Here is a 14846-nt window from a genome sequence, read left to right on the forward strand (position 1 = left end):
CCCCTTTCTGATGTCTGCATCATTGAATCTGTTGTGAAAATGTATTGCTGCACAGACTTCATATTATCATTTTCCAATGAATGTTACAACTGTTTTTAAGGATTTTGTCACATCCCGGTTCTCACATAGCGGCAAAAGGTATAGCAGAGGTCAAAATAAGTCTGTTCTTCCCCCTCCTCTGCCAGTTTCCAGTCCGGAGCCTGATCCAAATCCACAGGGAAACGCAGATCTGCGTCATAAACATAATCAATGGCAGTGAGATGAATGGTATCGCAGTAAGGCAGGAACTGCCGGTAAATGCTTTCTCCGCCCAGGATATAAATATCCTTTGGATCAAACTCCTCTAAATATGCAAGGGTCTCTTCCATACTGCGGCAGACCACAGCGCCTCTGGCCTTGAAGGACGGATCTGCGGAAAGAACCACATTGGTACGCCCTCCCAGAGGCTGGCCTCCGGGCAGTGTTTCCAGAGTTTTCCTTCCCATCACAACCACCTTCCCGGCGGTTTCCTTTAATAAAAGCTGGCGCTCCGCCGGAATATTTACCAGTGGGCGGCCATTTTTCCCGATCGACCAGTGTTTATCCGCTGATACAATAAGGTTCATCTGCTAAATCCCCCCTTTCCCGTCCGATACCGGCTGCTGCTCATACAGGCGGAATTCGTAGCGGATCCCATTGTCCTCTCCCGTTCCCAGCACTTTTGTCTGCTTCCATCTCGGCTCCCGATCCAGATCCGGAAATACCGTATCCGCAGGAAAGGTATGGAAAATGTGGGTAATATAGGCTTTTTTACAATAAGGAAGAAATGCTCTGTAGACCGTTCCGCCTCCAATGATAAAAACATCCTCACTGTCATACTGCTTTAAAAGCTCCAGCGCTTCCTCCACACTGCCGCACAGAGTTACGCCCTCAGGAGCATAGTCCGTATTTCGGGTGAGCACAATATTAACCCTGTTTTTTAAGGGCTTTTTGCCCGGAAAGCTCTCCAGGGTCTTACGCCCCATGACTACCACCTTTTCCTTCGTGGTTTCCCTGAAAAATTTCATATCCCCCGGAAGATGAGCCAAAAGCCCCCCATCCTTTCCAATGGCCCAGTTTTCATCTGCTGCTGCTATCAAATTCATGCACATATCTCCAATCTGCCGTAATGTATCCATTCTATCACATTTGCCTAAAAAATACATAACAAAAATCTCCCAGAATCATCATCCTGAGAGATTTTATTATGTATTTTTCGATATGCCTGGCTTCTGGAGTCTGGTGTCCAGAGCGACTTTGAAGGCCATTAGAAAATTTCAACCCCTTAGTTTTTCTTATGGCCGGAAACCGGAGCTCTGGACACCAGACTCCAGACCTCGATGCTATTTCAAAGCACTCCCTTTGCCCTCTTTTCCTCATAATCCTTCAGAGAAGCCAGCGCTTCTCCTGCCATAGGATACAGAGCGATCAGATTGAAAATCGTCATCAGGCCAACGCCTACGTCGCCCAAATCCCATACGATGGTGTAAGCAGCCAGTCCGCCGATAAAGAGCATCACCAGCGCCAGAACCTTATAGGCGGTCTGGGCGGCCCAGCTGTCTCCGAACAGATAGGAAACATTGCTGCGGGCATAGTACAGGATTCCAAGGAAGGTGGAAAAACTGAACAGCCACAGGATCACTGCGATAAAGATCACACCGAACTTGCCAAGATGATATCCCATAGCAGCCTGTAAAAGATCCATTCCTGCCAGAGAGCCGGTAATCTCATCCGGAGCTAAGAGCATTAAGAATGCGGTACAGCTGCAGATTACAATGGTATCAATAAATACGCCCAAAGCCTGAACCAGTCCCACCTTGGCAGGATGATCGGTCTTTGCGGTAGCTGCGGCGCAGGGAGCAGAGCCGGAACCGGCCTCATTGGAAAAGAGGCCGCGCTTTACACCATTCATGATCACTGCGCCGATTCCGCCGGCCACTGCCTGGCGCAGTCCAAAGGCCTCTGAAAAGATGCGCTCAAGCACAGCCGGAATCTGGCCGATATTTAACAGAATCACTCCCACTGTGATCAGCAGATACAGACCGGCCATTACAGGCACAATGGCATCCAGGGCTTTTACCGTGGCATTTTTACGAAGAACGATCACAGCGCCCAGGATCACCAGTACAATGGTGCTGTAAAGAGGCGGAATGTTAAATGCATTTTCAAAGGAGGAGGCCACTGAATTGCTGATTACCTGGCTGATGCCGCACCAGCAGATCAGGCCTGATATTGCAAAAAGCACAGAAAGAGGGAACCAGCGGGTCTGCTTCTTATTTTTCTGGAAAAATTTATGCATATAGTAGGCAGGACCTCCCCGGTAACCGCCGTAAAGAGGATCCTCTTCCTTATAAAGCTGAGCCAGCGTAGCCTCAATAAAGGCGGTAGTGGAACCCAGAAGGGCTGTGACCCACATCCAGAATACGGCTCCGGCTCCGCCTGCGGAAATCGCAGCCACAACGCCTACCAGATTTCCCATTCCTACACGGGTGGCAGTGGAAACTACCAGCGTCTGACAGGCAGAAAGCGCGGTTGTTTCTCCATCCTTCCGCTCCAGAGTAACCCTCAGCATATCCTTAAATAAACGCAGGGAAAGGAAACGGGTCCGCAGAGTAAAATAAATACCTGTAGGGATCAGCAAAAGCACCAAAAGAGAAAAGCTTATGCCTGCGCCCCCAGGCAGAGGCAGGGTGATCAGATCTCCCCACAGAAACTGATACACCGTTTGAATTAACGTAACCATAGTTTTAGACACTCCTTCTATATAGAACATAGATTTTTTCTGTGTTCCAGTATATAATAGTTATTATCATTTGTAAAATTGATAGTTTAAATCTCAACTATCTACATTTTCGATTGTTAGCAGGATAAAGTACAGGAGCGAAAGAAATGAACATAGATACGAAAAATATGGAAACCTTTATTCAGGTAGCGGAACTGTGCAGCTTTACAAAAGCTGCCAAAAAGCTGGGCTACTCCCAGTCTACCGTGTCATTCCAGATCCGCCAGCTGGAAGAAATGCTGAATGTGCGGCTTTTGGAGCGAATCAATCATACGGTCGCACTAACAGAGGCCGGCCGGAAGGTGCTCAATTATGCCCATCGTCTGGAACAGCTGACAGTGGACATGGAAAAAGAATTAAGGCCGCAGCCCTCTGTAAGCGGCCATGTGCGCATGGCTCTGGCAGATTCCCTTGCCTGCTGGATCCTGCGGGAGCACTATGAAAATTTCCGTGCTGCCTATCCGGGAATTACTCTGAAAATGGCAACTGCAAGCACGGAGGAGCTGTTCCGGATGCTGAATCAAAATGAAACAGACCTGGTCTATACGCTGGATCATCATGTTTACAACAGCGACTATATCATCGGTGCGGAAGAACGGATCCAGGCCCATTTCGTGGCAGCTCCCGGCTTTCTTCCCTTTTCCTCTCTGACTGTACCGGTCCGGGAACTGATCACCTTTCCATTTCTCCTGACAGAAAAGGGGATGAGCTACCGCCGTCTGATGGACGAGCATCTGGCCCGGTTCTCCCTGGAGGTACGCCCGGTTCTGGAATTTGGCAGTGCAGATCTTTTATGTACCCTTGTGACTCAGGGCGCCGGAGTGTCATTTTTGCCTGATTATGTAACAGAAGCCGCCCTAAAAAGCGGGCGGCTGGTACGGCTTTCTGTGCCGGAATTTAAGCCGGAGCTTTGGAGGCAGCTTCTCTACCACAAAGACAAATGGGTATCTCCGGCCATGCAGACGGTGATCGAATATTTTTCCGGCCTTTCCCCGGCACATACGGATGCTTCCGATCATATGCTGTTGTAAATGGCACTTTCAGGAGATTTTTATGAATCAATCTGAATCCTCCACCCCCGGCGACCGCTTCGCCCAGATCCTGCAGTTTCAGACACCTGCGGCTCTGGCCTGGATCCGCGGAAACACGCCCTATGCTCCCGGCTTAAGCGGTATGGTGCGTTTTTATGATACGCCTTACGGCGGTGTTTTGATCGAAGGGGAATTTTTCCGGCTCCCCAATAAGGGAATTTCCGGCTCCACCGACTTCTACGCCCTGCATATCCATGAAAATGGAGACTGCTCCGCGGGATTCACACGAACAGGCGGCCACTATAATCCCACAGGCACATCACACCCCTGGCATTCCGGCGATCTTCTGCCTGTTATGGGAAACAGCGGGTATGGATGGCTTGCTTTCTATGACAAGCGTTTTACGGTAAAGGAAATCATGGGGCGGTCTGTGGTCCTCCACAGCGGACTGGATGACTTTACCAGCCAGCCGTCCGGGAATCCTGGGGTTGTGATTGGGTGCGGGGTGATCAGAGAGAGGTAGGCTTTACCTTCACCATACACCGCTTCCGATAAAATGCGATCCCATAACAGATCACGGTACTGTAATCCTCAGCAAATTCTTCTCCATACCGTCTGACATCAATCTGCTTTATGGCTCTTTCACAGTCATAGGGCAGATCCTCCAGGCGGCGGGAATATTTTACCTCAAATACTGCAATCCTGTTTCCATCGTAGTCCTGAACTACAACATCACTGCGGCCGTCTCCATGCTCTCTGTTTGATTTTACGATATATCCGGCACCGGCAAAAATCCCCGCCAGAAAAGCATGGTAAAAATCTTCTTTGTAGTCATGGTAGCTGATTGTTTTTCTAAGAAGCTTTGTCATCTCCTCTGTCAGCTTCTCTTCATCACGCTCCCATATTGCATGAAAAAGAGCCTTTCTTTCCCATAAACGGGCACTGTCATGGAACCATTTTATCACAGTATCTTCAAAAATTTCACGAATCTCCAGATTGGGAATCCATAAATTCCATTCCTGGCGTCCCTCCTCTTTTTCAGTTCCTGTAAGATATCCCGTTAAATACAGAATACTCCAAAGATTTTCTGCAGATGCATGAAGATAATCATAAGTAAGATCTTCCTCTATTTTCTGAGAAATTTTGTCTCCTGAAAGCAAGATCTCAAATTGTTTTATAGTATCATTTTCTGCCTGATCAATAAAAGAACGGATAATAGCATTGTCGCTTGTATTGCGCCAATAGCTCCTGGGCAGAGCCTGAGGATCCAGGCATAATGCATTTATATGGTTCATCACATCCCAGGGCGAGTACACATCTATGCTTCCAAAACGATATCCATCATACCAGTTTTTGATTTCCTGACTATGAGAAGTATTTTGAGTATCTGCAAGAATCCTGTCTACTTCTTCCTGCGTAAAGCCAAAAAATTCATCCAGACGATTATCCGATATTGTATCTGTAATAAAGTTATTTGTTCCCGTAAAAATGCTTTCCTTGGCAATCCGAAGACAGCCTGTCACAACCGCCAGATGCAGGAAGGAATTATCCTTCAGAGCCTGAAGAATACCGCGGATCACATACAGCATTTCCTCATAATATCCCTTATCACTGGCCTTAGCAAGAGGCACATCATACTCATCTATCAGCAGAATCACCGTTTTTCCATAATATTGTCCCAACAGCCTTGTAAGAAATAGAAGACTGTTTTTAATTTCTTCCCCAGAAGCCTTTTTTCCTGCAATACGATCAAATATTTCTCGATCATATACCATCATTTCAGGGTTTTCCAGTAAGTAGATATGCTGCTTATAAAGCTCTGCGATCACAGCCTCTATCATGGAATAGGCATCCTTAAAACAGCTTCCGAATACAGATCTGAACGTCACATGGATGACCGGCCATTGGTTCATCCACGCCTCGCAAAGTTCCTTATTATCTGCTATTTTCAGCCCACTGAATATGGGGCGGCTGTCCTTTCTGATATCAAAAAATTCTGCCAGCATACTCATATTCATGGTTTTTCCAAACCGCCGGGGCCGTGTAATCAATGTAACCTTGATTCCCGGTGTTTTTAATAATTCCTCGATCAATCCTGTCTTATCAACATAATAGTAATCCCCTTTGCGGTATTCTGCAAAGTCGGAGCTTCCTACTGAAATTTTAGGCCAGGCCATACTTTCGATCCCCCTTTCTATCTCCCTATAAATAAAAACCTGCCGACAAATGCCTTTACCTATGCATTTCCCAACAGGTCCTTATTCTCTAAAAATACTTCTTGCTTCCCCAAAGATTACTCTTCTTTAAATCCAGATATTCATTATAGGCCTTTTCCAAGATCTGCTTTTCATTGGAGAATTTCAGCAGATGGTAGGCTTCGTAAAATTTGTAATATCCGGAATCCAGAAAGTACTCTTCCCGCTGTGGTTTGCTGTAATAGCTGTCGGCCATCATCAGATACCAGTGTACATCCTTTTCCACCACATCCTGTGGGGTATTGAAGGTATACTGGCTTTTGCCGATATATTTGATGATGGATGCGCTGACCCCGGTTTCTTCCTTGACCTCTCGCAGCGCCGTTTCCTTATATTCCTCTCCAGCTTCTACGGTTCCTTTGGGAAGAACCCAGCCCTCGTACTTGTTTTTGTAATTCTTGTACAGCACCAGGATCTTTCCTCGAAATATAACCACACCGCCGCAGCTCGTTGCTTCAATCATTGCAATCCCTCCTGGTTTTGGTGTGAACCTGGCTGCCCTGCGCAGCCGTGACTGGTTTTAGTATACAACGTTTGGAAGGGATATGCAAGAATTTTCACTTTCCCTGTTATATCTGTTCCAATACCTCCTGCAGGTTCAGCGTCTTCATTCCATTTTCAAGTTCAAAATAGGGCACTCCGATTTTTCCCTCTTTCTTTGGCCCGTCAAACAGAGCCTCCTCATCCCTGATCTTTAAAAATGCCTTCATTTCCGTCAGGCTGGCTGAGATATTTCTAAATTCCAGGTCTGCTCCCTTATCCTCCAGCTTGTAAATTGCATATAATGTATCTTTGCAGAGATGGGTTCCGTACATGATTACTTTCATTTTTGTGCTCCTTTTTATCTCATTTTTTCATAATGTAACAGCTGTCCTATTATCTGTCAATAGTATCTAAAGGAGCAATACATCCCTGGCTAGTTCCCTCTTGACAAAATCCGCTTTCGGATTTATACTCTCCTATACAAAAACCGAAATCGGATTATCAATTTATAAAGGAGCATCAGCCATGTGCAACAGCCATACCGCAAAAGAATTAAATCTTAAATTTAACCAGTTATACCGCCGTCAGTGCAATCTATACCACACCTATGCAGCGGCCTGTCATCTTTCTGATACTGCATTTTCCATTCTTTACTGCCTCTGTGAAACAGAAGCAGATGAACATACCACACCATTTACTCAGCACGAGCTGGCTGAGCTTTGCAGCCTGCCCCGCCAGACAGTGAACTCTGCCATCAGTGGTCTGGTAAAAAATGGATATGTAAGCCTGAAGCAGTTAGCCGGAGCCGGCAATACCAAGGCAGTATATCTGACAGAAAAAGGGACTCAGCTCTGCCGGCAGATTGTAATCCCCCTGATTGAGGCAGAGCAGCATTCTCTGGCACAGATGACCGCAGAAGAGGTAGAGCTGTGCCTGAAGCTGTCTGTCCGCCAGTTAGACTTGTTTGAGGAGGAGCTGGCTTTGATCCTTCCGAAAAAGGAACACCCCTCCGGGGAATAAAGGAGAATTTGACATCATGCGATATTTTATACGATTTCTGAAACCTTACCGAATGACCTGTGTCCTGATATTCTTTACTGTGCTTTTAGATGTGGCCGGAGCCCTTCTGGTACCTACGGTAACCGCCAAAATGTTAAATCTTGCCGCAGCAGGCGCAGGGCTTATGCCGATCCTTCACGAGGGTCTTATCATGCTGGCTATCTCCCTGATGGCCGGTTTCGGCGCTTTGTGGGGAAGCTTTCTCTGTGCGCGCCTGTCTGCCAGACTTGGCCGGGACATGCGTGTGGCTGTCTACGAAAAAAGCCTGAGTTTTTCCGCAGCGGATTTTGAACGGTTCGGAACAGCTTCTATGGTAACCAGAACTTTAAATGACATTAACTCTATCCAGACTGCCTTTGTCATGTGTATCCAGATGGTTCTTCCCGTTCCGATCATGTGTATCCTGGGCATCGTTTTTGCATTTCGAATCCATCCTTCTATGGGATATCTGGTTACAGCCATAGTAATTTTTCTGCTGGCAGCAGGCTTCTTTATTATCCGCAGGGCATCCCCTATTTTTGAACGGCTTCAGCGGTTTTTAGACCGGGTGAATACGGTTCTCAGAGAAACTATCACCGGTGTGCGCGTGATCCGTGCCTTTGGAAAGGAACACCATGAAGCGGGACGGTTAAACCGGACCTTTTCTGATTATGCCGATTCTGCCATCCGGGCCAACCGGCTCTTTGCGGCACTGGACAGCATTGCCAATGTAGCGATCAACCTGACGGTCGTTGCAATCCTGTATATAGGCGGCAATCTGACCGGAGCCGGGGCCATGGAAATCGGCGGCATTACAGCTGTGACCGAATATGCGATCTGGATCCTGTTCTATATCATGATGGCACAGATGGTTATCATTATGGTACCCAGAGCCCTGGTGTGTATTGAGCGAATGGCTGAGGTGCTGTCACTGGAACCGGAGATACAGGATAAGCTTCCGGTTCCGGCTAAAACTGAAATCGTGAAACCTGATCCCCATACATCTGAGGCACTTGATTTGGGGGGCGCTGCCTCCTCCCACACTCTCCTGTCCTTTGACGACGTTACCTTCCGCTTCCCGGATGCGGATGAGGATACCTTAAGTCATCTGGCCTTTCAATGTGAGAAAGGCACTACAACTGCCATTATCGGCGGTACGGGAAGCGGAAAATCCACCATTGCAAAGTTGATTCTGCGCTTTCACGATGTTACCTCCGGACGGATTTGTCTGGATGGAACCGATATCCGGGAACTTCCCCAGAAAAAGCTTCGTGACGCAGTATCTTATGTACCCCAGAAAGCCTGGCTCTTTTCCGGCACCATTGAAGAAAACCTGCGGTATGGAAATCCCAACGCCTCGGAGGCGGAGCTGCGGACAGCTCTGGATACAGCTCAGGCGGGCTTTGTATATGACCTGCCGGATGGCCTGGCTTCCCATACAGCTCAGGGGGGCACGAATTTTTCAGGCGGACAGAAGCAGCGCCTTTCCATCGCCAGGGCACTGGCAAAAAAAGCCGCTGTTTATATCTTTGACGACAGTTTTTCCGCTCTGGACGCAAAGACAGACGCAGCTCTCCGCCATGCTTTAAAGGATGCCACGAAAGATGCGGCTGTCATCATCATCGCCCAGCGTGTAAGCACCATTCTTCACGCGGACCAGATCCTGGTGCTGGATGACGGGAAAATCGCAGGACTGGGCACTCATTCCTGGCTTTTGGAGCACTGTCCGGTATATAAGGATATTGTGCGTTCCCAGCTTCGTGACGCCTGATTTTGTCATATTTTAAGGGAGGTTCATTGATTTTATGGAAAATGACCAGAATTATTTTGATACAGAAGTATTTGAAGCAAAGCATATGAAAAAGACCATTCTGCGCTTTATCCGCTCTATGGGGAAGCAGAAATGGAGACTGACCGTTGTATTTATCTGTATTGCCTTTTATACCTATTTTACGGTCATGGCGCCCTTATACAGTGCAGATGTGGTAGACCTGATCTGGAACCAGATGAAGGAGGCAATGCAGACCGGACAGCATTTTCAGATCACCTGGGAGTTTGGCGGAAGGCAGCTTTTCTCCCTTCTTCTCATGTTTTTAGCCTGCGGTATCTTCTATTCCCTCCAAAGCTTTCTTATGGCAAACTTTGCAGAAAAATTGAATCTGCAGCTGCGGGGGGAGATCAGCGAGAAGTTAAACCGTCTTCCCTTGTCCTACTTTGACCGCCAGCAGCCGGGAGCCATCATGAGCCGGGCCACCAATGACCTCGAAAAAATGTCCGAGGCTCTTCAAACGGGACTTCTGCGCCTGTTTATGGCTGTTGGAACCATCCTGGGTTCTCTTTCTATCATGGCTTACTTTGACGGATTCCTCACTGCGGTCTTTTTGTTCTTCACCGCAATTTCCCTGCTGGCAGCCAAAGCCGCTTCACAAAAGACCCTGCGCTATGCGGCCAGACGCCAGGACTGCACGGGAAAACTCAACAGCCTTATCGAAGAAGCATACAGCGGCCGTATGCTGATCAAAGCCTTTAACCGGGAAGAGGAAAGTCTGGCCCAGATCCGCCAGGCCGCTGTGGAGCTGGCAGACGCTTCCGAAAAAACAGATTGGATCATCAATGCCATTAACCCCGGAATCCGCGTTATCAACCGGTTCGGACAGGTTGCTGTGGCTGTTTTGGGAGGTGTTATGCTCTTAAAGGGCCACCTGACCCCGGGACGGTTCCAGGCGTTCTTCCAGTATGCCAATCAAGCCGGAGAACCCATTACCGAACTGTCCTATATGATCAATTCCCTCCAGTCTGCCCTTGCATCGGTGGAACGGGTCTATGAGCTGCTGGACGAAGAAGAAATCCTACCGGATCCTGAGCATCCGGCCTGTCTTCCCGCCCCAAAGGGTCATGTGGACTTCTCTCATATCCGTTTCGGCTACACTCCGGAGCGCACCCTCATGTCTGATATCAGCTTTTCCGTAAAAGAAGGGCAGAAAATCGCTATCGTAGGCGCTACGGGTGCGGGAAAAACCACGCTGATCAATCTGCTGATGCGTTTCTATGAAATCGGCGGCGGAACCATTTTACTGGACGGCGTAGACACCCGCTCCTTAAGCCGGGCCGGCCTTCGCCAGGCCTTCGGCATGGTACTGCAGGACACCTGGCTTTTTGAGGGGACCATTGCGGAAAATATTGCCTATGGAAAGCCGGATGCTTCCAGAGAAGAGATTATTGCTGCTGCAAAGGCAGCCAGAGCCGACTTTTTTATCCGTACGCTGCCTAAGGGATACGATACGGTTCTTGGAAGCGATGCGGAAACTATTTCCGCAGGACAGCGCCAGCTCCTTACCATCGCCAGGGTCATGCTCTGCGATCCTGCCATCCTGATCCTGGATGAGGCTACCTCTTCTGTGGATACCCGGACGGAAATGGAGATCAGCCTTGCCATGAACACACTGATGAGGGGCCGTACTTCTTTTGTGATCGCCCACCGTCTGTCTACCATTGTGGATGCGGATCTGATCCTGGTAATGCAGAATGGTACGATTATCGAGCAGGGGAATCACAAACGCCTCCTGGAATCAGGAGGCGCTTATGCGGAACTGTATAACAGTCAGTTTGCTTAATTTAATTACTGATTTAAACCATTAAATATCTTTTCAGCCGTAATCGGAAGCTCTCTGATCCGGACGCCGACTGCATTGTATACTGCATTGGCAATGGCCGGGGACGGAGTATTGATTACGATCTCACCAATGGACTTGGCGCCAAAGGGGCCTGTCGGCTCATAGCTGCATTCCAGCTCTACCTGCACCCTGCCAATGTCCAGACGGGTGGGAAGCTTGTACTGCATCAGGGAATTCTCGCAGACATGGCCGTTTTTCAGATAGGTTACATCCTCGTAAAGAGCCATTCCGATGCCCTGTACCAGTCCGCCCTCTGTCTGTACTCTTGCCAGATTTTCATTTAACGGCGTACCGCAGTCAACGGCTGATACAAACTGGATCAGATCGATCTGTCCGGTTTCCATATCTACCTCTACTTCTGCCGCACCTGCCATGAACGGAGGCGGAGATACGGGAGATGTACAGGATTCGGTTGCCTGAAGTGCCTCGTTATTAAAGCACATAGCTCTGTTTCCGATATCCAGAAGAGAAATCTCATTTTCAAATCCTGAGCCTTCGGGCACCGGAGTGAGACGCTTTACGGATTTTCCGGTAAATTCCAGTTCATCCTCGCCGCAGCTTAAGTATTCTGCGGCCTTCTTTATAATCTTTTTCTTTAAGGTCTCGCAGGTCTTAACCACTGCGTTTCCGGTCAGGTAGGCCGTACTGGAAGCATAGGAACCGGAGTCATAGGGAGAAATATCCGTATCTACGCCGTAGACAACGATATCATCCATCTCACAGTTCAGACACTCTGCCGCTACCTGCGCCAGGGTGGTATCGCAGCCCGTTCCCATATCGGATGCACCGATGGTCATGGAATAAAAACCGTCATCATTTACCTTGATGGTTACAGAAGCCACATCTACCTTTGAAATAGATGAACCCTGCATAGCCATGGCAATTCCTACGCCGCGGACCTTTCCATTTCCCATATCCTTTCTGGGATACTTCTCATCCCAGCCGATCATTTCCTTTACACGATCCACACAGCGGTCCAGCGTGCAGCTTTCTGCCGTTTCTCCGTAATATGCAGGCATTACCTGTCCTTCACGGATCATATTTTTTTCACGCAGCTTAACCGGATCCATATGAAGCTCTGCAGCCAGCTCGTCAATGGCAGACTCTACGGCAAAAATACCCTGGGTCGCACCATAGCCGCGGTATGCGCCTGCAGACATACGGTTGGTGTAGACTACATCATAGGCAAAGCGGAAGGCCTTTGGAGTTCCGTACAGAGGAATAGATTTGTGTCCGGAAAGTCCTACGGTCGTCGGCCCGTGCTCGCCGTAAGCGCCTGTGTTGGACAGGGTGTAAACGTCGATTGCCTGTAAAATGCCTTCGTCGTCGCAGCCTAATTTTACCTTTACTTCCATCTCATGGCGGGGAGAGGAAGCAATCTGGGACTCGTAGCGGCTGTAAACGATCTTTGCGGGCTTTCCTGTCTTCATGGTAACGATGGCAGGGTAAACCTCTGCGATTACAGTCTGCTTGGCTCCGAAGCCGCCGCCGATCCTGGGCTTGATCACACGGATCTTTGACTTTGGCACATCCAGCGCATGAGCCAGGATCCGGCGCACATGGAAGGTAACCTGGGTAGATGCGGTTACAACCAGTCTTCCGTAGATATCCATATAGGTGAAGGCCCGGAAGGTCTCCATCATGGCCTGCTGATTTGCCTTTGTATGGTAAACACGTTCAATTACATGGCTGCTGCCTGCAAATGCGGCTTCCAGGTCTCCGGCCTCATCCTTACCACAGGCACAGAGATTGCGCATATTGTCAGCGCCAACGGGACAGAGGGCCTTCCAGTCCTCCTCAGGATGAACTAAAATGTCTCCGTCCTTTGCATCATGCATATCAAGAACAGGCTCTAATACCTCATATTTTACCTTGATCAACCGCATGGCCCGGTCTACACAGGCCTCGTCCTCACCTGCTACAATGGCTACCGCGTCGCCCACGAAGCGCACTCTCTGATCAAGGATCAGACGGTCATAGGGGCTGGGCTCCGGATAGGTCTGTCCTGCCATGGTAAAGCGCTTCTTCGGCACATCCTTCCAGGTAAGGATACATTCGATTCCCTGTACCTTGGAGGCTACGGCGCAGTCGATCTCACGGATCAGCGCATGGGCATAGGGGCTGCGCAGAACCTTTACGATCAGGCAGTCCTTCATGGCAAGATCATCCGTATACACCGGCTTTCCCGTCACAAGAGCTTTCGCATCTCTCTTGATCAGGGGTGCGCCTACTACACGCAGCTTTTTGGCCTCAGCGGGCCGCTTCTGTGAATATGCCATCAGTCCCTGCCTCCTTTCTGCTTTGCATCCAGATACTTTTTAACTGCACGAAGCTGGGACATATATCCGCTGCAGCGGCAGAGATTTCCGGCTAAATACTCCTTGATCTCGTCCTCTGTAGGATCCTTTAACTCCCGCTCCATGGCCAGTACGTTCATAATAAAGCCCGGGCTGCAGAAGCCGCACTGCTCTCCGCCCTCAGCGGCTAAAAACATGCCAAATTCCTCTGCCTCCTTCTGAAGTCCCTCCAGAGTAGTTACATGACGTCCATCCGCTCTGAGAGCCAGAGTGGAACATGACAATACGGGCTTTCCGTCCAGCCAGACAGTACACAGGCCACAGTTTGCTGTTTCACAGCCTCTTTTTACGCTGTAGCAGCCCAGTTCACGCACCAGATCAAGAAGCACCGTATCCGGACGCACCTCTGCCTGAACCTGTTTTCCATTTAAACGAAAGCGAATCTCCATTACCGGCTCACACTCCTTCCCTTTAAGCGCTCCATGAGGCGTCTTACATACACAACTGCCAGGCTATGGCGGTACTGTCCGCTGCCTCTTGTATTATCTCCATAGGAAACTGCGTCTGCTGCCTGCTTTGCCATTTCCTTTATGGTGTCAAAATTATCTTCTGTAAATTCTACTAACGCTGCCTTTGCCGGTCTGGCTCCGATGGATACGAACCACTGGTTGCCCAGATTTGCAGCGCAGACTGCAAGCAGCGGGAAATCCGTACTGGAATTTCTCTGGCTGATATAGGCAGCCTTTCTTCCGTCCTTTTTGATCACCACACGGACAAGGATATCTCTGTCATCCCTGTGAACCGGACGGGCTGCGAACTCTTTGATCGGCACCATGCCGCCGTGGTACAGCTCTACATAAGCGTCAAGAGCCAGCAGGCAGGTAAGGATATCGGAAAATCCGAAACGGGCATATACGCTTCCGCCTACAGTTGCGCAGTTGCGCATCTGAACTCCTACGATATGTCTGGTGCACTCCTTAAAAATGCCTCCGAAATATGTATTCAGTCCTTCATGAATTTCCAACTGTCTCAGGCTGCACATAGCTCCTATGGAAAATTCCTCTTCATTTTCTTCAATCTGATCCAGCCCAAGACCGGATAAGTCGATGACCATACGCTTTGTCACGTTTGTCATCTTCAGCCACACCATGCCTCCTACTACCAGGCTGCTGCGTTTCTGGCACAGCTCGTATGCCTCAGCCAGGCTGGTTACCTTAACATAATCATCTGCTCGAAACACCTGATCGCTCCTTTCGTCATTTGCAACG

At 49.0% G+C, this 14846-nt stretch carries 14 protein-coding genes; 5 read left to right on the plus strand and 9 right to left on the minus strand.

Going from position 1 to position 14846, the window contains the following annotated elements:
- Positions 1 to 107: 107 nt before the first annotated feature.
- The 3 genes from ACZM6M_RS06805 to ACZM6M_RS06815 form a co-directional block, all read right to left on the minus strand.
- The gene (locus ACZM6M_RS06805; protein WP_296036040.1) at positions 108 to 605 is read right to left on the minus strand and encodes a dihydrofolate reductase; all 498 of its coding nucleotides are present in this window, start codon (positions 603 to 605) and stop codon (positions 108 to 110) included.
- Between the two features lie 3 nt (positions 606 to 608).
- A complete protein-coding gene (locus ACZM6M_RS06810) occupies positions 609 to 1124 on the minus strand; it encodes a dihydrofolate reductase (protein WP_337434289.1) in 516 nt (171 codons plus the stop codon).
- Positions 1125 to 1366: 242 nt separating this feature from the next.
- Positions 1367 to 2761, minus strand: a complete 1395-nt coding sequence (locus ACZM6M_RS06815) for an alanine/glycine:cation symporter family protein (RefSeq protein WP_337434290.1) — start codon at positions 2759 to 2761, stop codon at positions 1367 to 1369.
- 146 nt (positions 2762 to 2907) lie between these two features.
- Here ACZM6M_RS06815 and ACZM6M_RS06820 point away from each other — a divergent pair, with 146 nt between their 5' ends.
- Positions 2908 to 3831: a LysR family transcriptional regulator gene (locus ACZM6M_RS06820; protein ID WP_317439713.1), complete on the plus strand. Its 924-nt coding sequence runs from the start codon at positions 2908 to 2910 to the stop codon at positions 3829 to 3831.
- Between the two features lie 22 nt (positions 3832 to 3853).
- Positions 3854 to 4354 (plus strand): superoxide dismutase family protein, encoded by a 501-nt coding sequence (locus tag ACZM6M_RS06825; RefSeq protein ID WP_418762263.1) that lies wholly within the window; start codon positions 3854 to 3856, stop codon positions 4352 to 4354.
- On the opposite strand, the gene ACZM6M_RS06830 is transcribed toward ACZM6M_RS06825, so the two are convergent.
- The 3 genes from ACZM6M_RS06830 to ACZM6M_RS06840 all read right to left on the minus strand — a co-directional run bounded on the left by ACZM6M_RS06830 (position 4341) and on the right by ACZM6M_RS06840 (position 6913).
- Positions 4341 to 6008, minus strand: a complete 1668-nt coding sequence (locus ACZM6M_RS06830) for an AAA family ATPase (protein WP_418763241.1) — start codon at positions 6006 to 6008, stop codon at positions 4341 to 4343. The genes ACZM6M_RS06825 and ACZM6M_RS06830 overlap by 14 nt on opposite strands.
- Positions 6009 to 6096: 88 nt before the next feature.
- Complete coding sequence (locus ACZM6M_RS06835) at positions 6097 to 6549, minus strand: NUDIX hydrolase (RefSeq protein WP_066544480.1); 453 nt, start codon at positions 6547 to 6549, stop codon at positions 6097 to 6099.
- Between the two features lie 106 nt (positions 6550 to 6655).
- Entirely contained in the window at positions 6656 to 6913 is a 258-nt protein-coding gene (locus ACZM6M_RS06840; RefSeq protein WP_418762265.1) for a glutaredoxin, read from the minus strand.
- Positions 6914 to 7094: 181 nt separating this feature from the next.
- Between ACZM6M_RS06840 and ACZM6M_RS06845 the strand changes: the two genes are divergently transcribed.
- The 3 genes from ACZM6M_RS06845 to ACZM6M_RS06855 are packed head-to-tail and all read left to right on the plus strand — an operon-like array spanning position 7095 to position 11221.
- Positions 7095 to 7589, plus strand: coding sequence for a MarR family winged helix-turn-helix transcriptional regulator (locus ACZM6M_RS06845; protein WP_418762266.1), 495 nt, complete (start codon positions 7095 to 7097; stop codon positions 7587 to 7589).
- Positions 7590 to 7605: 16 nt separating this feature from the next.
- The gene (locus ACZM6M_RS06850) at positions 7606 to 9378 is read left to right on the plus strand and encodes an ABC transporter ATP-binding protein (protein WP_489490006.1); all 1773 of its coding nucleotides are present in this window, start codon (positions 7606 to 7608) and stop codon (positions 9376 to 9378) included.
- Between the two features lie 34 nt (positions 9379 to 9412).
- Entirely contained in the window at positions 9413 to 11221 is a 1809-nt protein-coding gene (locus ACZM6M_RS06855) for an ABC transporter ATP-binding protein (RefSeq protein ID WP_418763242.1), read from the plus strand.
- Positions 11222 to 11226: 5 nt separating this feature from the next.
- Here the strand turns inward: ACZM6M_RS06855 and ACZM6M_RS06860 are convergent, their stop codons facing one another.
- Genes ACZM6M_RS06860 through ACZM6M_RS06870 form a run of 3 tightly spaced genes read right to left on the minus strand, consistent with a single transcriptional unit; the run spans position 11227 to position 14818 of the window.
- The gene (locus ACZM6M_RS06860) at positions 11227 to 13560 is read right to left on the minus strand and encodes a xanthine dehydrogenase family protein molybdopterin-binding subunit (protein WP_296036059.1); all 2334 of its coding nucleotides are present in this window, start codon (positions 13558 to 13560) and stop codon (positions 11227 to 11229) included.
- Positions 13560 to 14027: a (2Fe-2S)-binding protein gene (locus ACZM6M_RS06865; RefSeq protein ID WP_407407664.1), complete on the minus strand. Its 468-nt coding sequence runs from the start codon at positions 14025 to 14027 to the stop codon at positions 13560 to 13562. The genes ACZM6M_RS06860 and ACZM6M_RS06865 overlap by 1 nt, the downstream gene beginning before the upstream one ends.
- A complete protein-coding gene (locus ACZM6M_RS06870) occupies positions 14027 to 14818 on the minus strand; it encodes an FAD binding domain-containing protein (protein WP_337434298.1) in 792 nt (263 codons plus the stop codon). The genes ACZM6M_RS06865 and ACZM6M_RS06870 overlap by 1 nt, the downstream gene beginning before the upstream one ends.
- Positions 14819 to 14846: the final 28 nt, after the last annotated feature.

The sequence above is a fragment of the Enterocloster sp. genome (assembly GCF_057861365.1).